Annotated in this window: 18 protein-coding genes; 5 read left to right on the top strand and 13 right to left on the bottom strand. The window is 60.7% G+C overall.

All coding sequences use genetic code 11. The annotated features are described in order from the left end of the window. Positions 1 to 64 precede the first annotated feature (64 nt). Positions 65 to 586 carry a response regulator gene (locus tag CLV41_RS09435; RefSeq protein WP_103222347.1) on the top strand — a complete coding sequence of 174 codons (522 nt, stop codon included), beginning with the start codon at positions 65 to 67 and terminating at the stop codon, positions 584 to 586. 32 nt (positions 587 to 618) lie between these two features. Here CLV41_RS09435 and CLV41_RS09440 read toward each other — a convergent pair whose 3' ends face one another. Next, positions 619 to 840 carry a hypothetical protein gene (locus CLV41_RS09440; protein WP_103222089.1) on the bottom strand — a complete coding sequence of 74 codons (222 nt, stop codon included), beginning with the start codon at positions 838 to 840 and terminating at the stop codon, positions 619 to 621. A 198-nt stretch (positions 841 to 1,038) separates the two neighbouring features. On the opposite strand from CLV41_RS09440, the gene aroQ reads away from it, so the two are divergent. Then, positions 1,039 to 1,482: a type II 3-dehydroquinate dehydratase gene (aroQ, locus tag CLV41_RS09445; protein WP_103222090.1), complete on the top strand. Its 444-nt coding sequence runs from the start codon at positions 1,039 to 1,041 to the stop codon at positions 1,480 to 1,482. 176 nt (positions 1,483 to 1,658) lie between these two features. Here the strand turns inward: aroQ and CLV41_RS09450 are convergent, their stop codons facing one another. The 9 genes from CLV41_RS09450 to urtA all read right to left on the bottom strand — a co-directional run bounded on the left by CLV41_RS09450 (position 1,659) and on the right by urtA (position 13,481). Further along, positions 1,659 to 2,720, bottom strand: coding sequence for a cytochrome-c peroxidase (locus CLV41_RS09450; RefSeq protein WP_103222348.1), 1,062 nt, complete (start codon positions 2,718 to 2,720; stop codon positions 1,659 to 1,661). Between the two features lie 640 nt (positions 2,721 to 3,360). Then, positions 3,361 to 4,113: a sugar transferase gene (locus CLV41_RS09455; RefSeq protein ID WP_235867100.1), complete on the bottom strand. Its 753-nt coding sequence runs from the start codon at positions 4,111 to 4,113 to the stop codon at positions 3,361 to 3,363. 391 nt (positions 4,114 to 4,504) lie between these two features. After that, positions 4,505 to 5,812, bottom strand: a complete 1,308-nt coding sequence (locus tag CLV41_RS09460; RefSeq protein ID WP_103222091.1) for a UDP-glucose dehydrogenase family protein — start codon at positions 5,810 to 5,812, stop codon at positions 4,505 to 4,507. 190 nt (positions 5,813 to 6,002) lie between these two features. Beyond that, positions 6,003 to 7,301, bottom strand: coding sequence for an ArgE/DapE family deacylase (locus CLV41_RS09465; RefSeq protein WP_103222092.1), 1,299 nt, complete (start codon positions 7,299 to 7,301; stop codon positions 6,003 to 6,005). 203 nt (positions 7,302 to 7,504) lie between these two features. Then, complete coding sequence (gene urtE, locus CLV41_RS09470) at positions 7,505 to 8,200, bottom strand: urea ABC transporter ATP-binding subunit UrtE (RefSeq protein ID WP_103222093.1); 696 nt, start codon at positions 8,198 to 8,200, stop codon at positions 7,505 to 7,507. Between the two features lie 100 nt (positions 8,201 to 8,300). Next, positions 8,301 to 9,047 carry an urea ABC transporter ATP-binding protein UrtD gene (gene urtD, locus CLV41_RS09475; RefSeq protein WP_103222094.1) on the bottom strand — a complete coding sequence of 249 codons (747 nt, stop codon included), beginning with the start codon at positions 9,045 to 9,047 and terminating at the stop codon, positions 8,301 to 8,303. A gap of 5 nt (positions 9,048 to 9,052) precedes the next feature. Then, on the bottom strand, positions 9,053 to 10,297 hold the full coding sequence (urtC, locus tag CLV41_RS09480; RefSeq protein ID WP_103222095.1) for an urea ABC transporter permease subunit UrtC: 1,245 nt from the start codon (positions 10,295 to 10,297) through the stop codon (positions 9,053 to 9,055). Next, positions 10,294 to 11,916, bottom strand: a complete 1,623-nt coding sequence (gene urtB, locus CLV41_RS09485) for an urea ABC transporter permease subunit UrtB (protein ID WP_208987411.1) — start codon at positions 11,914 to 11,916, stop codon at positions 10,294 to 10,296. Before urtB ends, urtC begins: the two co-directional genes overlap by 4 nt. A gap of 278 nt (positions 11,917 to 12,194) precedes the next feature. Continuing rightward, positions 12,195 to 13,481, bottom strand: a complete 1,287-nt coding sequence (gene urtA, locus CLV41_RS09490; protein WP_103222351.1) for an urea ABC transporter substrate-binding protein — start codon at positions 13,479 to 13,481, stop codon at positions 12,195 to 12,197. Positions 13,482 to 13,833: 352 nt separating this feature from the next. Here urtA and CLV41_RS09495 point away from each other — a divergent pair, with 352 nt between their 5' ends. Together CLV41_RS09495 and CLV41_RS09500 are read left to right on the top strand one after the other, a co-directional pair. Further along, positions 13,834 to 17,223 carry a hybrid sensor histidine kinase/response regulator gene (locus tag CLV41_RS09495; protein ID WP_103222096.1) on the top strand — a complete coding sequence of 1,130 codons (3,390 nt, stop codon included), beginning with the start codon at positions 13,834 to 13,836 and terminating at the stop codon, positions 17,221 to 17,223. Next, entirely contained in the window at positions 17,213 to 18,127 is a 915-nt protein-coding gene (locus CLV41_RS09500; RefSeq protein WP_103222097.1) for a response regulator transcription factor, read from the top strand. Before CLV41_RS09495 ends, CLV41_RS09500 begins: the two co-directional genes overlap by 11 nt. Before the next feature lie 57 nt (positions 18,128 to 18,184). On the opposite strand, the gene CLV41_RS09505 is transcribed toward CLV41_RS09500, so the two are convergent. Beyond that, a complete protein-coding gene (locus CLV41_RS09505) occupies positions 18,185 to 19,120 on the bottom strand; it encodes a LysR family transcriptional regulator (protein WP_103222098.1) in 936 nt (311 codons plus the stop codon). An 85-nt stretch (positions 19,121 to 19,205) separates the two neighbouring features. On the opposite strand from CLV41_RS09505, the gene CLV41_RS09510 reads away from it, so the two are divergent. Next, entirely contained in the window at positions 19,206 to 20,120 is a 915-nt protein-coding gene (locus CLV41_RS09510) for a PhzF family phenazine biosynthesis protein (protein WP_103222099.1), read from the top strand. 125 nt (positions 20,121 to 20,245) lie between these two features. Here the strand turns inward: CLV41_RS09510 and CLV41_RS09515 are convergent, their stop codons facing one another. Together CLV41_RS09515 and CLV41_RS09520 are read right to left on the bottom strand one after the other, a co-directional pair. Next, positions 20,246 to 21,574, bottom strand: coding sequence for a TRAP transporter large permease (locus CLV41_RS09515; RefSeq protein WP_103222100.1), 1,329 nt, complete (start codon positions 21,572 to 21,574; stop codon positions 20,246 to 20,248). Next, positions 21,571 to 22,134, bottom strand: coding sequence for a TRAP transporter small permease subunit (locus CLV41_RS09520; RefSeq protein WP_103222101.1), 564 nt, complete (start codon positions 22,132 to 22,134; stop codon positions 21,571 to 21,573). Before CLV41_RS09520 ends, CLV41_RS09515 begins: the two co-directional genes overlap by 4 nt. Positions 22,135 to 22,150 lie beyond the last annotated feature (16 nt).

Consider the following 22,150-nt stretch of genomic DNA (forward strand, 5'->3'; position numbering starts at 1 on the left):
CTCGGGGCTAACCCATTGTTCAGACTTTCATGACAAGACTTGCCTTGAAACTTAGGAGGATTTGGTGAGCCTGGATCTTGCCTCACTGACATTCCTGCTGGTCGAGGACAGTGCCTATATGCGCACGATCCTGCGGACCATGTTGCAGGGTTTCGGCGCACGCCGGATCGTTGAAGCCGAGGACGGAGCGTCCGGCCTCGAGGCGATGGACCGTGCCAATCCGGATATCCTCATTCTGGATTGGGTCATGCCCATTCTGGACGGGGCCGATATGGTCCGCATGATCCGCAGCCCGAACAACCCCTTCGCTTATATTCCGATCATCATGGTTACGGCCCATACCGAGCGTAGCCGGATTGTGGAAGCGCGCCGCCTGGGCGTTCATGAGCTCCTGTCCAAGCCGATCTCGGCCAAGTCCCTATATCAGCGCGTGTCGAGCGTGATCCTGCATCCGCGCGATTTCATAAAAACCGCGACCTATTTCGGACCGGCGCCTCGGGAAATCCGCAACCGCCAGAAAATCTGGCAGGCCGGCCAGGGACCGGAACCGGCTGAGGGCGAACAAAGCGCGGCTCCTATCGGATAATTCTGGAATTTTTGAAGAGTTGCCGCCTGCTGTCAGGCCGCGGATTGCGCATTTGTTTCCGCCGCGTAGGCGTTGTTGCGCGCATTTTCGGACCTTGCTTCCAGCGCATCGGCGAACTGCGCCAGCACATCCAGATCCACCGTATAATGGTCAAGCAGAAACTGGGAGAGAACATCGAGCGGAAGGTTCTGATAGCCTTCTATGGCCGCCATCAGAGCTTCAAGAGTGTCCAGCCGTTCGCGCAGTTTGATCATGGGATTCCGTTGATCTGTTTCATTTCAAACTGGAATATTATTGTTAATAATGCGTAAACCATGTTTAGGCAAGTCGGGGTTGAAATTTATACATTGTATCGGGTCATCATCCACAATCCTATGGTGCAAGACGCGGGTTTGACTGGAACAAAACGCCGCTAAACGCCATTCTGTCGCTGCAAATCAAGGGAACTACTTATGGTTAAGGTCATCTACGTTCTGAACGGACCGAATCTCAATCTTCTCGGCAAGCGGGAACCTGAGATCTACGGATCCAGGACGCTGGATGATGTACGCCTGCTGTGCGAGGCGGAGGCCGGGAAATCCGGACTGCAGGTCGTTTTCCATCAGAGCAACGCGGAACATGAATTGATCGGCTGGGTCCATGAAGCCCGCGAAACCGCGCAAGGGCTGATCATCAATCCCGCGGCCTATACCCATACGTCCATCGCGTTGCTGGATGCTCTTTCCGCCTGCAGCTTTCCGGTGATCGAAGTACATATCTCGAACATCCACAAACGGGAGAGTTTCCGGCACCACTCCTATGTATCCGCCCGGGCGGACGCGGTGATCGCGGGTTGCGGTGTGGACGGCTATCAGCTCGCCATGCAGCACATGGCAACACTGATTTCCGCATCCTGATCCGGTCATAAAAGAAGAGGAGAGAGGGACGGTCCCTCTCTCCTCTTTCAAGATCGGCATACCTTCATCTGAACCCACATGAAGGCAGAAAAGTTGATCGATTTTGAAGTGTTGGAGCATCCAGCGTTGGTTTGAACACAGGATGCTCCCGACTCTGTTGTTATGCCGTCCTTCGTTTATTTGACCGGTTGCATGAGATCCGGTTTCGGCGTCCCGCTGGTGCTGATCGGCAGGATCGGATAGTCCACGCTCGGCCGCTCACCCGTGAGGGTACGCAGGAAGGCGACGATCGCATCGATCTGCTCCTCAGACAGGTCAGCCCCCAACTGTGACGAGGCCATGATACCGACGGCCTGCTTCAGTTCCCACACCTTGCCCGAATGGAAATATGGCGCGGTCAGCTCGATGTTACGCAAGGGCGCGGCGCGGAAGACATACTCCTCGTCCGCCGTCTGGGTCACAGCAAAGCGGCCCTTGTCTTCTACCGGCAGGATTTCCGAGCCGGGTTTTTCGATAACACCGAACGGATAATACCCCTCGCCGCCGACATTGACGCCACCGTGGCAGCTTGCGCAACCGGTATCCATGAAGAGTGTCAGGCCTTCCTTCTCCTGTTCGCTCAATGCTGCCTCGTTGCCTTCCAGGAAGAGATCGAACTTCGAAGCGGGGGTGATCAGGGTGGCCTCATAGGCCTCGATGGCCCGTGCCATCTTGTCGAAGCTTATGGCGGGTCCGTCATTATCCGCAAATGCCCGCGTAAAGCGCTCGACATATTCCGGCATGCTGTTCAGTGTGGCTTCCACCCGTTCCGGCGTGCTGGCCATCTCAACACCGGCCTGCACAGGCCCCTTGGCTTGCGCCTTCAGGTCCGCCGCCCGGCCGTCCCAGAACTGGGCTTCGTTGAAAATGGCGTTCAGGACGGTCGGCGCGTTGCGCGGCCCCTTCTGCCAGCCATGGCCGATCGACGTTTCCAGATTGTCGTCTCCACCCATGCCAAGGTTATGGCACGTGTTGCAGGAAAGCAGACCCGAGCTTGAAATGCGCGGATCGAAGAACAGCATCCGGCCCAGTTCGATTTTCTCCTGCGTCACGGGGTTATCCGGTAGCGAGGGAATGGCATGGGGAACCGGCTCGAAATAGTCACGCGCGTCTTTCAGCAGGTCGGATTCGGCTTTGGCGGCCGAAAGGGAAAGTGCGAAAACGGAGAGCGTGGCTAGGAGAAAACTGGCATGCTTCATCAAAACCTCCATTGTTTTGGGCCTGCTGGAGCCATATCCAGCTGGCTGGCCCAAATTGGTTCTCATCCGGAGCATGGGACGAAGTTATCTGCTGAAATCGGGTGTCCGCCGGACAAGATCTGAGGGTGGGCTGGCTCGGCCAGATCCCTTCAGGAACACGGACAGCTTAGAGAGGGTCTAAACTGACGGCATTGACTCACATGATTGACAAGTAATTTCTGGAGTTCCGAGATTAATTTCCAAAAATTTGATAAATCAATATTTATGTACGACATATTAGAAGTATATTTGTTGAAATTAAAGTTTTCAAACATACATAATATTAAATTATGTCGCGTCTTCTTTTCAACGTTGATTTCCTGATAGATAATTTAAATTCAAAGGCTTGAGGCGTGGCCGGAAATATTGGCATGTAAGTAGAAGCTTCCGGGAAATTGCGGCAATATTTAAATGGCCTCTAGGGAATATTTGCGAGTGTAAAAAATTTCAAAGTCTGCGGGCTTGCGGCGGATTGTCCCGACTGCCATTTCCAGCCTGCGACAAATTCAGCGCTATTCTTGGTAATCGTAATTTATAACAGGTTTGTCCGCTCGTCCGCGCGTTGAGTCCGGAAGGGTTTGCGGACGATAAGCAAAAGGCCTTAATAGCCGCTGCCCCCGAAAAATTCCTGGACGACCGTGTCGGCGAGGATCTTGACGTCAAGCAGGACCGACTGTCTTTCGATGTAACTGAGATCGTGTTCCAGGCGCATGCGGGCGGCATGCCTGTCTTTGGTTTCTCCTCGGAAACCGTTCACCTGGGCAAGCCCGGTGATTCCCGGACGGACCCGATGGCGGTCCATGTACCGGGCATCGAATGCTTCGTATTGGACCCCGGCCGCCAACATGCCGGGCACATGGGGACGCGGTCCCACCAGTGACATGTCACCTTTCAGAACGTTGAGAAGTTGCGGCAGTTCGTCAAAATTGCTGCTGCGAAGAAATCTGCCGACCCAGGTCACGCGCGGGTCATTTTCGACGGTCTGCGAAATACCGGAATTGTCGCACATGTGCAGGTGCATCGTGCGGAACTTGAGGACGGTGAAAAGCGCGCCGTTCAGGCCATGTCTTTGCTGGAGGAAAAAGACCGGCCCGCGGCTGGTCGATTTAATGGCAATCGCAATAAGGGCGAAGAGCGGGATCAGCATCGCCAGTCCTGCCGAGGCCCCGGCAAGATCGAGACTTCTCTTGAGCACTTTCCCGGTGAACCGGTGTAATTTCCACCGCTGAAACAGGACAGGGTTGTAGCCGCCCAGACGCTTTTTGAGTGGAAAGCCGAGGACCTCGTAACCGGGGAATTCCATCGCCTGCCGATGGCCGTCCTTCCGGTCATATGAAACAGTTTCGTCAACCAACTTTGACAGCCTCAACCTATTGCGCGGGGACTAAAACGTTTCCTAAAACCAACATATCCGGTTGCTTTAGCTCACGCCACGGCATCGTTACTAAATGGTTAACAAGTCTTGGAAAATTTTAATCCGTTAAGGATTTGATTACCATGCGGAACACAGCAGGACAACATCGCGAAAGCGAATTCCGCATGAAATATTGGTAACATTTCGCACGCGAATACCGGCCAAATGCAATCCGGCGTTTAAGGCGGGGTGTAGTCACGCGATGGCGGTTGGACGCGGTGCGATCCGCCGCGTTCCTCGAAAGACCAAAAGGGCCACGAAAGCGGCCCTTTTGGTCTTATGCGTTCCGGCGTTTGTGACGCCGTCCGAACTGGCTGTCAGGGAGCGGGTTTTAGTAGCTCCGGCCGACGCTGGTATATTCGAACCCATGCGCCGTCATGTAATCCTGCGTGTAGATATTGCGCAGATCGACAACTTTGGGAGCGTTCAACAGCGACTTGACCCGCTCAAGATCCAGCGCGCGGAACTGGTCCCATTCGGTGACGATCACCACCACATCCGCGTTTTCGATGGCATGGTAGGGACCGTCGCAGAACAGGACGTTGGACATGACATGGCCCGCTTCTTCCATGCTGGCCGGGTCGTAGGCGCGGATCTTCGCACCCGCGGCCTGCAGCTTTTCGACGATATCGATGCTGGGAGCCTCGCGCATGTCGTCCGTATTGGGTTTGAAGGCGAGCCCGAGAAGCGCGACGGTCTTGCCGCTGACGTCGCCTCCCATGAAGTCGATGACCTTGTCCGCCATCTTCTTCTTCCGGGCGGCGTTCACCTCGATCACCGAGTCGACGATCTTCAGGTCGCAGTGGGCATCGGCGGCAATCCTGGAAAGCGCGAGCGTATCCTTGGGAAAGCATGAACCGCCATAACCGGGGCCCGCATGCAGGAATTTCGAGCCGATGCGGTTGTCGAGCCCGATGCCCCGGGAAACTTCCTGGACATTGGCGCCGACTTTCTCGCACAGATCGGCGATTTCATTGATGAAAGTGATCTTGACGGCGAGAAACGCGTTCGCGGCGTATTTGATGAGTTCGGACGTCCGGCGCTTTGTGACGATGATCGGCGTCTCATTGAGGTAGAGCGGACGATAGAGCTCCTTCATCACGCCGACGGCCTCTTCGCTGTCGGTCCCGACGACGACCCGGTCCGGCCGCTTGAAATCGTTGATCGCCGCGCCCTCGCGCAGGAACTCCGGATTGGAAACCACGGCGAATTTGGCGTCCGGATTGGTCCTGCGGATGATGGCCTCGACTTCGTCGCCGGTCCCCACAGGGACGGTCGACTTCGTTACGATCACGGTGAACCCGTCGATCAGCCCGGCGATTTCCTCGGCCGCCGCATAAACGTAGGAAAGATCCGCATGCCCGTCGCCCCGGCGCGTGGGCGTACCGACGGCAATGAAGACCGCATCGGCATCCCTGACGGCTTCTTCCGTCTTCGTGGTGAAAAAGAGCCGCTCTTCCGCCACGTTTTTTGCAACGAGGTCCTGAAGCCCTGGCTCAAAGATCGGGATCTTGCCGGTATTGAGGGCGTCGATCTTGCCGGCGTCCTTGTCGATACAGGTCACCACATGACCGAAATCGGCAAAACATGTCCCGGAAACCAGACCGACATAGCCGGTCCCAATCATTGCAACGCGCATGGCAAGTCCTAAAGTTTTTCAGTGCCGTTTTCATCCGGACTAGGCTGCGTCCATGTCGGGTGGCACGGATGCAGCGATATCCGGAAGGCCGGGCGGAACAATCCTGTGCCACCGAAGCCGTAAACTCAATTCGAGCGCGTTGGTACCGGTTTTCGCCGCGCCAATCAATCGGCTCGAATCGAGATCGATCTCAATGCCCGGATTTTGGCGAAATGCCGCACCATTGGGCGGTAAACAGGGCGATCGTCCGGGTCACCCGTTTCAAGGACGGAAGATTCACGCATTCGTCGATCCCGTGAATGTTACGCGAGAGCGGACCATACGTGAGGGCGGGAATGTTGCCGTGGTTCATGTAGAGCGCCGCATCCAGGTAGCAGGCCATGATCGATCTTCCGAGCCGATCGCCTGTCGCCAGCTTGTGTGCGGCCGAAAGCGTTTCTTCGGCCTGTGTGCCTTGCTCCAGCCGGTAGCCGGCCTGACAGGTGCCGATCCACTCCAGCTTCGGTTGGGCTTTTTCAAGACGCGGGTCTGCGGAACAAAGGCTTTGCAGCGCCCGTTCGACTTCCTCCATCCGGCCGGCAGGAGCTTCCCCCGGGAAAAAGCCGATGCGGCCCTCGAACATGCATTCGAAGGGCACGGAAGATGGCCATTCCCCCCCTTGAATGGTGCCTATATTGAGACTTGCCGGATTGCTCAGCCGCTCGAATCCGGGATGCTTGTGTTTTTCGTCGTTCCAGCGCTTTTCTATTGTCTTCAATTCCCCGATGACGAGAAACGCAGCTTCAATAGCACTTAACCCGGCTTCGGGTTCGCGGGGATGCGCCGGGACGCCCCGGACCGAGATCCGGAACTTGATGACGCCGGAATTGGCGTAGATGACATCTTCATCCGTCGGTTCGGGAATGAGGACGGCATCGGCTGCCGCGCCGCGAAGAATGGCCATGGCCGCGCCGTTGCCGGTGACTTCCTCGTCAATGACGGACTGGAACTCCAGCGGGCCCTCGAGCTGGAAGCCTGCCGCCTCGATCGCATCGACAGCAAAGAGATTGGCCGCGAGCCCGGCCTTCATGTCCCCGGCGCCACGGCCGTAAAGCCAGTCGCCCTCGCGGATCGCGGCAAATGGCGGATGGGTCCAGTGAGCCGGATTGGCGGTCGGCACGACATCGACATGGGCATTCAGGATCAGCGACCGGCCTGCCGCGCTCTGCGGCGGTTTCCGGCCGCTGACATTGAATGTGCCCGCGTAGTCGATCGTTGCCGGCGAATAGGCCGGATGGTTTTTCAGCGCTTCGGTGTCGATCGGATAGGTCTCGACCTGATAGCCTCTTGTTTTCAGCGCGTCCGCGACGGCGCTCTGGACGCCCGCTTCCTCTCCGCGCAGGGAAGGGATGCGGACGATCTCCTGCAGAAAGGCGATTTGTTTTTCGAAGTTCAAGTCAACCGCGTCTGTAATGGCGGAGATGGCGTTTTCAGGCAGGGAGGAGGGCATGGCGGTCCATATCGGAATGTGAAGGCGGGCTGACTATATGCCCGCACCCTATCAATCCGGTCTGCTTCGTCAAATCCCGCGTTGAAGAGAAGGAGGCCTCAACACATCCGGCCGCCTCCCTGGGAGGGCCCATCCAAACAGCACTCTTGCTCGATAGCACTTCGCTGAACTGCCTCGGCAGATTGGTTGCCGGGTGGATCCCGTCACACTGTCAGAAAGCGCCTGACTTCGGTTTCCGACAGATCCGCTCCGGCTCCGGACAGAACGATCTCGCCCCTGTCCATCACGGCATAGTTGTCGGCGAGGTCCCGGGCGAATTCGAAATACTGCTCCACGAGGACGATCGCCATGGTGCCCTGGTCGCGCAGCCAGGAAATCGCCCGGCCGATATCCTTGATGATCGAGGGCTGAATGCCTTCGGTCGGTTCGTCCAGAACAAGCAGTTTCGGCCGGGTGACCAGCGCTCTGGCGATGGCGAGCTGCTGCTGCTGTCCGCCGGAGAGGTCGCCCCCCCGGCGGCCGAGCATATCCTTGAGCACCGGGAAGAGTTCGAAGATGGTCTCGGGAATGAACCGGTCCCGGCGGGCGATCGGCGCGTAGCCGGTTTCGAGATTTTCCTTCACCGACAGCAGCGGAAAAATTTCCCGGCCCTGCGGGACGATGGCAATGCCCTTTCTGGCGCGGGCATGCGCGGGCAGCGAGGAGATGTCTTCCCCGTTCCAGACGATCCTGCCGGACGAAATGCCGTGCTGACCGGCGACCGCGCGCAAGGTGGAGGTCTTGCCGACCCCGTTGCGGCCCATCAGGCAGGTGACCTTGCCCGTCTCGGCAGTGAGCGACACGCTTTTGAGAGCCTGGGCGGCGCCATAGTGAAGATCGATATTGTCAACTTGCAGCATGGGTTCTGACCTAACGGACACAATATCCTGGAAGGAGTTCCGGACTCTGTGTTTCAATTCGGCTTCGGGGATGACGGCGGAGGGACTTCATACCTGATCGTCACCGTCCCAGATAAACTTCGACGACCCGATCGTTGGCTGAGACGTGGTCGAGGGATCCTTCGGCAAGCACGGATCCTTCGTGAAGGACCGTGACCTTGACGCCCAGGGAACGCACAAACACCATGTCGTGCTCGACCACGACGACTGAGTGATCATTGGCAATATCCTTCAACAATTCTGCTGTTTCCGCGGTTTCGGCATCGGTCATGCCGGCCGCCGGCTCGTCGACCAGAAGCAGTTTCGGGTCCTGGGCCAGCAGCATGCCGATTTCCAGCCATTGCTTCTGGCCGTGACTGAGATTGGCGGCAAGCTCGCTGCGTTTTCCGCCGAGCCGGATAAGCTCAAGCAGATACTCGATGCGCTTCTTCTCGCCGCCGGTAATGACATGGAACAGGGTTGCGAACGGCCCGCGCGGCGCCTTCAGCGCCAGTTCCAGATTGTCCCAGACCGTATGGCTTTCAAAGACCGTCGGTTTCTGGAACTTGCGGCCGATGCCCAATTCCGCGATGGAGGCTTCGTCCTCGCCGGTGAGATCGATGGTGCCATCGAAAAAGACCTCGCCGCTGTCCGGCCGGGTCTTTCCGGTGATGACGTCCATCATGGTGGTCTTGCCGGCGCCATTGGGGCCGATGATAGCGCGCATTTCGCCGGGGGCGATGGTCAGGGACAGTTCGTTCAGCGCCTTGAAGCCGTCAAACGAGACCGAAACCCCATCCAGATAAAGCAGACTAGTTGCTCGTGCCATTTTTCTTACTCCGCTGGCTGTGGCTCGGCGCCGGCCGAAGCGGACGGGGTTGGGTTGGGCTTGGTGGCGCTCACATTGGCCGTGGCACCCGGTGACTGCGGTGGCGCGCCTGGCGGAACGTCCGACCCGGCTTCATAGGCGGCGGACACCTTGCGCTGCCGGAGAGCCGTCCAGCCCTGGCTGACCGTGCCGACGATGCCCTTGGGCAGGAACAGGGTGACGAACACGAAGAGGCCGCCGAGAGCGAACAGCCAGATGTCCGGCAAAGCGCCGGTGAACCAGGTCTTGGCGAAATTCACCAGAACCGCGCCGAGCACCGCGCCCACCAGCGTTCCGCGTCCGCCGACGGCGACCCAGATCACAACTTCGATGGAATTGGCCGGGGCGAATTCGCCCGGATTGATGATGCCGACCTGCGGCACGTAAAGCGCGCCGGCTATGCCGGCCATCATGGCGGAGAGCGTCCAGACGAACAGCTTGTAGTGCTCCACCCGGTAGCCGAGAAAGCGGGTCCGGCTTTCCGCGTCGCGCACCGCGACCAGCACCTTGCCGAGTTTCGAGCGGGTCAGGGCCCGGCAGATGATGAAACACAGAACCAGCGCCACACCCGAGGCTGCGAACAGGCCGGCGCGGGTCGTGTCGGCCTGAATGTCGAAGCCGAGGATGTCCTTGAAATCGGTCAGGCCGTTGTTGCCGCCAAAGCCCATGTCATTGCGGAAAAAGGCGAGCAGAAGCGCATAGGTGAGCGCCTGGGTGATGATCGACAGATAGACGCCGGTAACCCGCGAGCGGAAGGCGAACCAGCCGAAGACGAAGGCCAGAAATCCGGGCACCAGCAGCACCATCAGGGCGGCGAACCAGAACATGTCGAAGCCGTACCAGTACCAGGGCAGTTCCTGCCAGTTCAGGAACACCATGAAATCCGGCAGGTTCGGGTCGCCATAGACACCGCGCGTGCCGATCTGGCGCATCAGATACATGCCCATGGCATAGCCGCCGAGGGCGAAGAAGGCGGCATGGCCGAGCGAGAGGATGCCGCAATAGCCCCAGACGAGATCCACCGCGAGGGCCAGCAGGGCATAGGTCAGATATTTGCCCATCAGGGTGACGGCGTAGTTCGGCACGTGGAAGGCGGAGCCTTCCGGAGCCAGGAGATTTGCGGCGGGGACCAGGATGATCGCCGCGGCCATGATCGCCAGGAAGATGCCGGCCCGGGCATCCAGGGCGCGAAAGAGGAAGGACGTCATCATGCTTCAACTGCCCGGCCCTTGAGGGCGAACAGCCCCCGCGGACGCTTTTGAATAAACAGAATGATGAACACGAGCACAAAGATCTTGCCGAGCACGGCTCCGGCATAGGGCTCGAGGAACTTGTTGACGATGCCGAGGGTCATGGCCCCGACCAGAGTGCCCCACAGATTGCCGACCCCGCCGAAGACCACGACCATGAAACTGTCGATGATGTAGCCCTGGCCGAGGTTCGGCGAGACGTTGTCGATCTGCGACAGGGCGACCCCCGCGATCCCGGCAATGCCGGACCCGAGACCGAATGTCATCGCGTCGACCCACGGCGTGCGGATACCCATGGAGGCTGCCATGCGCCGGTTCTGCGTGACCGCGCGGGTGTAGAGCCCGAACGGCGTTTTCTTCAGGACCAGCATCAACCCGGCGAAAACGAGCATCGCGAAGACGATGATCCACATGCGGTTATAGGTGATGGTCATCTGGCCGATCTCGAAAGCCCCGGACATCCAGTCCGGATTGCCGACTTCCTGGTTGGTCGGTCCGAAGATCGAGCGCACCGCCTGCTGCAGCATCAGCGAAATCCCCCAGGTGGCGAGCAGGGTCTCCAGCGGGCGTCCGTAGAGCCAGCGGATGACGCCGCGTTCGATGGCGACGCCGATGACGCCGGAAGTCAGGAAGGCGAGCGGCAGGGCGATGAAGAGGGAATAGTCGAATAGGCCCGGGGCCGAGGTGCGGATCAGTTCCTGGACCACGAAGGTGACATAGGCGCCGATCATGACCATCTCGCCATGGGCCATGTTGATGACCCCCATGACGCCGAAGGTGATCGCCAGACCGATGGCCGCCAGCAGCAGCACCGAGCCCAGTGACAGTCCGTACCAGATATTCTGGGCCGCATCCCATGCGGCGATGGATTTCTGGATCCTGGTGACCGCCTGCGTCGCCGCATCGCGCACCGCGCCACCGGCACTCGACTGGACGCCGATCAGGAGAGACAGGGCATCCCGGTTGCCCATGACCGAAAGGGTCTGGACCGCGTCCAGCTTCTGGGGTTCGTCCAGATCGGAATTCAGCACTGCCGCCGCCCGGGCTTCCTCCATCACCTTGCGCACGCCGTCATCGGTTTCCGCCGCGAGCGCCGCATCCAGCGCTTCGATGCCGTCCGGGTCCCGTGCCTTGAAGATAGCCTCCGCTGCGGCCATGCGGACCTGCGGGTCCGCCGCCATCAGGGTGAGCGATCCCAGTGCGGAGCGCAGGACGCGCCGCAGCTTGTTGTTGACCTTGATCTTGGAAACGTCACGGCGGCCGGCCTCTCCGGCCTGTTCCAGTGTCAGCGGATCCGTGAGTGCATAGCCCTTGCCGGCTTTTGTGGCGATGAACACCGCACCGTCCGACTTGCGGACATAAAGATCACCTTCGCCAAGAGCTTCAAGCGCCGGGGCAACCGCAGGATCGCCGGTCGCGACCAAAGCGCCGATCTGCTTCTCTGTCTCGGCATATTTGCCTTCGGCCAGCCCGTTGATCAGCGGGCGCAGGGCTTCCGGACCGGACTGGGCGAAGGACGGCTCGCTCGCGGCGCAGACCATCAGGCCGACAAGCAGGAAGAATGACTTCAGAAGCGACATCGTGTCCGCCTTGCGAGGGTTGGTATTCTTGCGGTCTGGTTTTTTGAAAGAACCCCCCCCCTAACCCCTCCCCACAAGGGGGAGGGGGATTTGTCCCTGCCTGTCGAGACGCACTGACCCGGCCAACCTGGTTTGGTAAAGTTGGAGACAGTCGGCGGCTTCAGCCAGGTTCCCCTCCCCCTTGTGGGGAGGGGTTAGGGGTGGGGGTGTTTTCCGAGCCCGTGACCGGAGTGAGATTGGGACGGGTCCCGAAAGACCCGTCCCAACGTCGTTTTCCCTTAGGAACCGGAACCGCCGCACTTGCCGGTTGCGGTGTTGAAGTTTCCGCAGGACAGGGGAGCGCGCCAATCGGAGATCAGATCCTTGGAGCCGTCCAGATAATCGGACCACGCATCGCCGACGACGAGGCCGGAGGTTTCCCAGACGGTCTCGAACTGGCCGTCATCCTGGATTTCACCGATCAGCACCGGCTTGGTGATGTGGTGGTTCGGCATCATCGCGGAGTAGCCGCCGGTCAGGTTCGGTACGCTGACGCCGACGATTGCGTCGATGACCGCGTCCGGATCGGTGGTGCCGGCCTTCTTGACCGCTTCGACCCACATGTTGAAGCCGATGAAATGCGCTTCCATCGGATCGTTGGTCACGCGGTTGTCGTCGCCGGTATAGGCCTGCCAGGTGTCGATGAATTCGGCATTGGCATCGGTGTCGGCGGACTGAAAGTAATTCCAGGCTGCCAGATGGCCGACGAGCGGCGCGGTGTCGAGACCGGCGAGCTCTTCTTCACCGACGGAGAAGGCAACGACCGGAATATCTTCGGCCTTGATGCCGGCGTTGCCGAGTTCCTTGTAGAAGGGAACGTTGGCGTCACCGTTGATGGTGGAGACGACGGCGGTCTTCTTGCCGGCCGAACCGAAGGTCTTGATGTCGGACACGATCGTCTGCCAGTCGGAATGACCGAACGGCGTGTAGTTGATCATGATGTCTTCTTCAGCGACACCCTTGGCTTTCAGGTAGGCTTCGAGGATCTTGTTGGTCGTGCGCGGATAGACATAGTCAGTGCCGGCCAGAACCCAGCGCTCGACGCCTTCCTCGTTCATCAGGTAGTCGACGGCCGGAATGGCCTGCTGGTTCGGAGCTGCGCCCGTGTAGAAGACGTTGCGCTGTGACTCTTCGCCTTCGTACTGGACCGGGTAGAAGAGAAGCGAGTTCAGCTCCTCGAAGACCGGCAGAACGGATTTGCGCGAAACGGACGTCCAGCAGCCGAAGACGGCGTCGACGCCGTTGACTTCGATAAGCTCACGCGCCTTTTCGGCGAACAGCGGCCAGTCGGAGGCCGGGTCGACCACGACGGCCTCAAGCTGCTTGCCGAGAAGGCCGCCCTTCTTGTTCTGCTCTTCGATGAGCATCAGCATGGCGTCTTTCAGCGTGGTTTCGGAAATCGCCATCGTGCCGGACAGCGAGTGCAGGATTCCGACCTTGATCGTGTCTTCCTGGGCGGAGGCGCCGCCGATGAGCGTGGAGGCCAACAGGCCAGCCAGAGCGAGTTTGGTGAAGGTCTTTTTCATTGAATTCCCCTTGTGCATGACGCCGCCGGTTCCCATGCCGGCGGTTGGCGGCTGGAAGGAGTGCCGCTGTCGGGGAAGGATCGTGCGCCGGAACTATCGCGCCGCAACATACGTCGTTTGACGTAGTGGGAGGGAGGGGGGCCGGTTTGTCACATTGTGCGCTCGATCCGGCATGAAACGTGCTCTATAGAGGGCTCGGCGCAAACTACGGGGCGAAAAACCGCAATATGGCAAGGGGCATTTGCCTGAAAATTAGGCAAGTGGTGATTTTTGGGGCGATTACCTTAGGTCTTTCCAGTCTTAGGGCAGGAGGCAGCTTGCGGGCAGTCCGTCCTGAAGAGGGGAAAGCCACATGACTGCCCGTCAGCGCATTCTTCCGGTCCGCCGCCAGTACAACAAATGGGTCAACAACCAGACCCTTGAGGACTACGCGCTCCGCTTTACCGCCAAGAGCGCGCGCCGTTTTTCGTCCCGCGCGATTTCCCAGACAGCCATCGGCGCGATCTCCTTTCTGGCGCTGGAGGCGATCGGTGGGGCGATCACGCTCTCGCACGGGACCGCCAACGCGTTCATCGCCATTCTCGTCGGCAGCATTGTGCTGCTCGTGGTCGGCCTGCCGATTGCCCGCTATGCCATGCGCTATGGCGTCGATATCGATCTCCTGACCCGCGGCGCCGGCTTCGGCTATATCGGCTCGACGGTGACGTCGCTGATCTATGCCAGCTTCACATTCATCCTCTTCGCGATCGAAGCCTCGATCATGTCGAGCGCGCTGGAATTCGCCTTCGGCGTGCCGCTCTGGCTCGGCTATATCGTCAGCGCGGTCGCCGTCATTCCGCTGGTGACCCACGGCATCACATGGATCAGCCGGTTTCAGATCGCCACCCAGCCTTTCTGGATCGTCCTGAACATCCTGCCCTTCGTCTTCATCGCCTTCACCGACTGGCAGGCGGTCGGGAGCTGGCTGATGTTCACGGGCATCGATCCGCTGACACAAGCGCCGAAAGCCGGCCCCGGAGGCTGGGAAAGCGTCAATCTGGTCAGTTTCGGGGCCGCATCGGCGGTCATTCTTGCGCTGATGGCGCAAATCGGCGAGCAGGTGGATTTCCTGCGCTTTCTGCCCGCCCAGGACTTCGGCCGCCGGCGTCACCGGCTGGCGCTGTTCCTGGCGGGGCCCGGCTGGGTCGTGCTTGGCGCGCCGAAGATGATCGCCGGATCGTTCCTGGCCGTGCTGGTGCTTTCCCACGGGGTGCCCGTGCAGCATGCGGACGAGCCCTCGCGCATGTACGCGGTCGCTTTCGGCTACATGATCCCCAACGAGACCTTTGTCCTGCTGCTGATGGCGGCTTTCGTCGTCGTCGCCCAGCTCAAGATCAACGTCATGAACGCCTATGCGGGCTCGCTGGCCTGGTCGAATTTCTTCTCCCGTCTCACCCACGCCCATCCGGGCCGGGTGGTCTGGCTGGTGTTCAATGTCGGCATCGCGCTCCTGCTGATGGAACTCGGCATTTATCGGCTTCTGGAAGAAACGCTCGGCGTCTTTTCCATCATCGCAATGGCCTGGCTGTCCGCCATCTCGGCGGATCTCTTCATCAACAAGCCGCTCGGTCTTTCGCCGCCCGGCATCGAGTTCAAGCGGGCCCATCTTTACGACATCAACCCGGTCGGCACCGGTGCGATGCTGCTTGCCGCCGGCATCGCGCTGGCGGCCCATTTCGGTCAGTTCGGCGAGGCCGCCGCGGCCCTGGCAACCTTCCTTGCCATGGGGGTCGCCTTCATCGCCGCGCCCGCGATCGCCATTGCCACCGGGGGCAGGTTCTATCTGGCGCGCAAGCCGCGCAAGAGCTGGCAGGACATGCAACAGATTGCCTGCTCCATCTGCGAGAACCCCTTTGAGCCGGAGGACATGGCCTATTGCCCGGCCTATCAGGCGCCGATCTGTTCGCTGTGCTGCACCCTCGACGCCCGCTGCCACGATTCCTGCAAGCCGAAGGCCCGCTTCGCCCATCAGGTCGGCACAGTCGCCGGCTATGTCCTGCCCGAGTCTCTGCTGGTCTATTTCCGCACGCGCCTCGGGCGCTACGCCCTGACCTCCATCCTGTCGGTCGCCGCCATCGGTCTGGTGCTGTGGATCATCTATGGCCAGGCCGCCAGCCGGCTCGGAGACCCGACAGGCATCATCGGCCAGACTGTCGGGCTGATCTTCTTCGTCTTCGCCATTGTCGCCGGCATCGCCTGCTGGTTTCTGGTGCTGGCCAATGACACGCGCAGGGTGGCGGAAGAGGAATCCGCCCGCCAGAACGCGCTCCTGCAGAAGGAAATCGATGCCCACGGCGTTACCGACGCCGCGCTCCAGAAGGCCAAGGAGGACGCGGAGGCGGCCAACCTGGCCAAGAGCCGCTATGTCGTCGGCCTCAGCCACGAGCTCAGGACGCCGCTCAATGCGGTGATGGGCTACGCCCAGGTGCTGGAGCGCGACGAAACGCTGCCGGCGGCGCGAAAACCCGCCGTCAGCACCATCCGCCGCAGCGCGGAACATCTCTCCGGCCTGATCGACGGGCTTCTGGACATTTCCCGGATCGAGGCCGGGCGGCTGCAGATCTATTCCAACGAAATCAACATTCACGAATTTCTCGAGCAGATCGTCGACATGTTCCGCATGCAGGCGGCCGCCAAGGGCCTCGGTTTCGACTATGTCCGTGCCCCCAACCTGCCGGTCTTTGTCCGAACCGATGAAAAACGCCTGCGCCAGATCCTGGTCAACCTGCTTTCCAACGCCATCAAGTTCACGCAAGAAGGCAAGGTTTCCCTCTCGGTCGGTTACCGCTCGCAGGTCGCCGGCTTCGTCGTCGCCGACAGCGGGCCCGGCATCGCGCTGGACGAACAGGCGAAGATCTTCGAGCCCTTCGGGCGCAGCAAGGCGGCCTATGGCGCGCGCACGCCCGGCCTCGGGCTGGGGCTGACGATCACCAAGCTCCTGGCCGAATCCATGGGCGGCGCCATCGCCCTGTCCAGTGAGCCGGGCAGGGGTGCTTCCTTCGAGGTGCGTCTCATGCTCTCCGCCGTCGACCGTCCGGTGGATACCGTCCGTCTGGAGCGGCAGGTGCGCGGCTATGAGGGCGCGCGCCGTACCATCGCCGTCATCGACGACAATTCCGATCATCGTGCGCTTGTCAGCGACATTCTCAAACCTGTCGGCTTCGCGGTTGTGGAAGCGGAGCACGGCGCGGCCTGTCTGGAGCATGTCCAGGGGCTGAACCCGGACCTCTATCTTGTCGATATCCTGATGCCCGGCATGAACGGCTGGGAACTGGTGGACACCCTTCGGGCGCGGGGTGAGACCGCTCCGATCGTCATGCTTTCGGCCAATATCGGCGATCAGGCCTTGCGCCCGGACGGTCAGGTCCATCACAATGCGACCCTCGCCAAACCCTTCACCATCGGCCAGCTTCTCGATCTTCTGCAAAAACACCTGGGTGTCGTCTGGACGGAAAAGCCGCAGAACGCCGTCGCGGCGTCAGGTCCCGGCAGCCAGCTCCGCTCTCCGGGTGCGGATCATGTGGCGGATCTGATCTCGCTGGCGGAGATCGGCTATGTGGAGGGGATCGAAGCTAAGCTGAGCGAACTTGCGCAGACACCGGAGAACGGCCCGCTGATCGACACGCTGCATGGACATCTCAACCGTTTCGACTTCGACGCCTACAGGCGAGTGCTCAGCGGATTGGAAACCCATGACGGATGATCGCCGCGATACGGTCCTGGTGGTGGACGACAGTCCGGAGACCCTCGGGTTCGTCACCGAGGCGCTGAAGAAGACCGGCATTGCGGTTCTGGTGGCGACCAGCGGCGAGGCGGCGCTGACCGTGTGCGGGAAAGTGACCCCGGACACCATCCTCATGGATGCGGTCATGCCGGGACTGGACGGCTTCGACACCTGCCGGCGGATCAAGGACAATCCGGCGCTCAGGCATGTCCCCGTCATCTTCATGACCGGGCTTTCGGAAACAGAGCACATCGTCAAGGCGCTGGAATCCGGCGGTGTCGATTTTCTGACCAAGCCGATCGACGTCGATGAGCTTAAGGCCCGCATCAAGGTTCACCTGAAAAACGCAAGGTCCGTTCAAAGCGCCCATGTGGCGCTCGACGCGGCGGGTCGTCACCTGGTGGCCGTTTCGACCGACGGCGGCGTGCTGTGGTCGACGCCGCAGATCCAGCACCTTCTGGCAAGGACCGGCGCCGCGGAGGCCAGCCTGTTCCGTCTCGGCCGGGCGCTCGGCGAGTGGCTGGACAGCGCGGAATTCGCGGGCGACCGGCGCAAGAGCTTCATGCTGGGTCTTTCGGAAGACCTCGCGGTCCAGCTTCACCCGCTCGGCCGGGTCGGTCCGGACGAGAATCTCTTCCGCGTGACGGCGGAAGACGAAGCCGGCCAGATCCGTGCCCTGCAGCAGCGCTTCGAGCTGACCCAGCGCGAGGCCGAAGTGCTGATCTGGATCGCCAAGGGCAAGGCCAACAAGGACATCGGCGAAATCCTCGGCCTGTCGCCGCGCACGGTGAACAAGCATCTGGAGCAGATCTTCATCAAACTCGGCGTCGAAAACCGCGCGTCCGCGGCGGTCAGGGCCGCGGAAGTAATCTATGCGCTGTGAGGGAGCTGTTCAGGCGGCGGACGACAGCTTGGACCGGCGATAGATGTAGCGCCTTCGTCAAGGCAAGGAAAACAGATGCCCGTGTTGTCTGCGTGCGGTTTCGATTTCGCGGCGGATCCAGTCTCGCAGATGGCGGTAACCGTCCGTTTCCGCATAGGCAGCCGTCGTTACCAGCCAGTATCTTGCCTTTGAGGCGACAGGCTTTCCGACAACTTCGAGAAAACCTGCCTCGATATCATTTTCGATCAGGAGCGTCCGGCCGAGGGCAACCCCCATGCCGCTGATGGCGGCCTGGATCGCAAGATCGGCCCGGGCAAGGGAATTGCTTATCTTCCCGGGAGCGTCCGGCCAGTTGCGCCCGTTGTAATAGGCGCTCCAGCTGAAGCCCGTTCCATCCGTCTCGCCGGAACTGTCGGCCAGAAGCTGCACGCCGCCATCCCCGGACGCCGGAGCCAGACCGCCGGAAACGAGGCCCGGACGGGCGACCGGGACCAGGTGAGCGCGAATGAGGGCATCTGCGTGGAAACCCGGATAGGGCCCGACACCGTAGCGGATCGCCGCCTGGGCTTCGCCCCCGTGGAGATCGGCCAGCCGATCCTCGACATCGACCACGAGGTCAAGGCCGTCCGCCTGGGCGCGTTGAAGCGCCGGCACGATCCATTTCATGGCGAGGGACGAGGACACGGAAAGGCGAAGGGTCCTGGACGTCTTCACGTCGGCGATCCGCACCAGGGCGCTGCCCCAGATTTCCTGGCAACGCTGCGCGGCCTCGCACACGATCCGGCCCGCCTCTGTCGGCACGATCCGGCGTGTCGTCCGCTCGAACAGCTTCGTACCGAGCACCGTCTCAAGCGACTTGATGCGATGGCTGACGGCCGATTGTTCCAGACCGACCGCCAAGGCCGCCCGGGAAAAGTTTCCTTCCTCGACGATTGCATTCAGAAGGGTCGCATTCTGCATCAGGCGGTTGCGGAGAGCATCTTCGCTATTCATGAATTTCACTCATGTATTCAGGCATTGCGGCTTTGGTTTATCCGGATGATTGTTGTTATCAGTTAATGAGAACAAGGTCACGGATATGAATGAAACCAGAAAAATCGCCGCCCGTATCGTCAACGGGTTCGTCACGCGCAAAAACGCAACACAGGCCCATGGCGGCAATCCCGCCGGGGTCGTGCTCGATGCGGATATGCTGTCCGATGCGGACATGCTTGCGATAGCCGGCAAGATCGGACTTTCCGAGACGGCTTTTGTGTCGAAATCCGCATCCGAAGGCTTCAAGCTGGACTTCTTCACGCCCAACCGGCGGATTGCCCATTGCGGTCACGCCACCATCGCCGCCTTCAGCTATCTGGCGGAACTGGGCCGGGCGCGGGACGGGGTCACGTCGAAGGAGACCGTCGACGGCCCGCGGAAGATCATCATCAAGGACGGCGCCGCCTACATGGAGCAGCTCGCACCCAGGTACGAACACAGTGCGGACTGGGCCGAACGCGATGTCGGCGAGGCGGATGTGCTGGCATCGCTCGGTATTGGCGAAAACGAGCTGGACGTTCGCATCCGCCCGGTGCTCGTCAACACGGGCAACAGCTTCATCGTCGTGGCCGTACGCGACGCCGGCGTTCTGAAGCGGATTGCACCGGACCAGGCAAGGATCGACGCTATCAGCAACAAGCTGGACCTGATCGGTTACTATGTCTTCACGACCGACCGCAGTGCCACGCAGGCGGACGCCACGGCGCGCATGTTTGCGCCGCGATATGCAATCGATGAAGAATCAGCCACCGGCATGGCGGCAGGGCCTCTCGCCAGCGTGCTCCACGACCTGCTGGACATCAAAAAGCCCCGTCTGGTCATCGAGCAGGGCCATTTCATGACGCCGCCTTCACCGAGCGTCATCACCGTCGACCTCGATCTCGAGGACGGAAGGATCACCGGTCTGATGGCAGGTGGCTACGGATCGGTCATGGAGGAAATGACCGTCACGATCTGACGGCGAAAAGGCCGCGCGGTTTTACGCGGCCTTTTCGCGGGGTCACGACGTATCGGCTCATGGCGGGGACAGGCCCAGCCCCGTTGTTCGGTCAGGATCGGCCGGCGAAGACAGACAGGCATTCTTCACAGGAAGATGGTCGCTGCTCCTGGAACCAGAATGACGAGCACCAGAACACACAGCATCACCGCAATAAAGGGGAGTGTGGCGGCGAATATCTGCTCCACCGAGACCGTTGGATCGTTGAGGGTGTTGTGAACGGTGAAGACCGATATGCCGAAGGGGGGCGTCAACAGTCCGATTTCCACCGCGATCACGATGACGATGCCGAAATGGCTGAGGTCGATCCCCATGCTTTGAGCGATCGGGGCCGTAATCGGGACCATGATCAGCAGGATCGATGTACTGTCGAGGATCATCCCCATGACCAGGATGATGAGCGCGCAGAACACCAGAAAGCCGAACGGCCCTAGCCCTGTATCGCTCACGAGGCCGGCGATGGCGTTCGGCAGTCCGGCGATTGACAGCATTCGGGAATAGAAGCTCGCCGCGATCAGCAGCAGCAGGATCGAGACCGAGATCACGCCGGTCTGTTTCATCACCTGCCACAGCTTGTGCCGGTCGAGGGAACGCCGCGACAGCGCCACGAGAAACGCGCCGAAAGCGCCCACGCCGCCGGCCTCGGTCGGAGTGAAGTAGCCGGTATAAAGGCCGCCGAGCACCAGAATGACCAGCAGGACGATAGGGATGAGCTTGCCGATCATCTGTCCGGCGGGCATGCGTTCGATGTCCCGGTCGAGGCGGCGCTCGCGTGAGGCAGCCGGGTCGGTCAGGACGAAGCCCGGGAACAGCGCGGTGACGGTGATCAGCATCGTCACGAAGCCGCCCGCGAGCAACAGGCCCGGCACGATGCCGGCGATGAACATGCCGCCGATGGAAACCTCGGCGAGCACACCGTAGATGATCAGCAGCAGGCTTGGCGGGATCAGCATGCCAAGCACCGAGGACCCGGCCACCGTTCCGGCGGCAAAGGACGCGCGATAGCCGTGGCGGCGCATTTCGGGCACGGCGACACGGGTGAAGACAGCGGCGGAGGCGATGGACACCCCGGTGACAGCGGCGAAAATGGTATTCGCGGCGACGGTGGCAACGCCAAGCCCACAGATCACCCGGCGCAACAGGTCTTCGGCCACTTCGAAGGTGTCCCGGCCGACATTGGACACACTGACGAGCAGGCCCATCAACACGAACAGGGGGATGGTGGCGAAGAGGTAATCGGCGATGCCGCTATAGACCGTCAGCTCCAGCATCCGGAAGGCAAGACCGACATTGTCGCGCATGATCCAGATCCCGGCGAAGGCCACCGTGAACAGCGCGTAGGCGATCTGCATTCCCACAAGGACCAGCACGATCAATGCGCCGACAAGCAGAAGGCCGATGGTAAGCGTCGTCATGCGAGGCTCCGGAACCTGCGGGCTTCATCCTGCGCCCGGTACAGCGCCGCGAGCGCGGCGACAGCCGATCCCAGGACCGTGATCCCGCGGAAGGGCCATGTTGGAACGGTAAAGACACCCTGGACGCCGAAGAACTCCGACGTTTGCCAGGCATCGGCGAATTTCGGCCAGGAGGCCCAGAGGATCGCGGCCAGCACGATCACCCCGGTCAGCGCGAAGATCATTTCGATCATCGCGGCCGCGCGCGGAGAGCTTCCGTTCAGGCGGCGAATGAGAAAGTCGGCCCGGGTCAGGCGCTTCTGCAGGATCGCTGCCGCGATCTGCAGGAATACGATGGCGACGACGGTGCGCCCGGCGATCTCGGCAACCCCGGTGATGGGGGCATTGAAGAAGTTACGGCCCAGCACATCGGCAACGATCAGCACCATCAGGGCACCTATGCCAAGTGTGCCGATGGAAGACATGACGGCGGCGACCGTGCCCAGAAGCGCTCCGAAGGGAGCCTCCGAGTATTTCGGAATGAAGGCGTCGTCATTCTCGGCCGCAATGTCGTCGCTCATTCTTGCATCCGCTCTG

The sequence above is a fragment of the Roseibium marinum genome, from assembly GCF_002906165.1.
Classification (GTDB): Bacteria; Pseudomonadota; Alphaproteobacteria; order Rhizobiales; family Stappiaceae; genus Roseibium; species Roseibium marinum.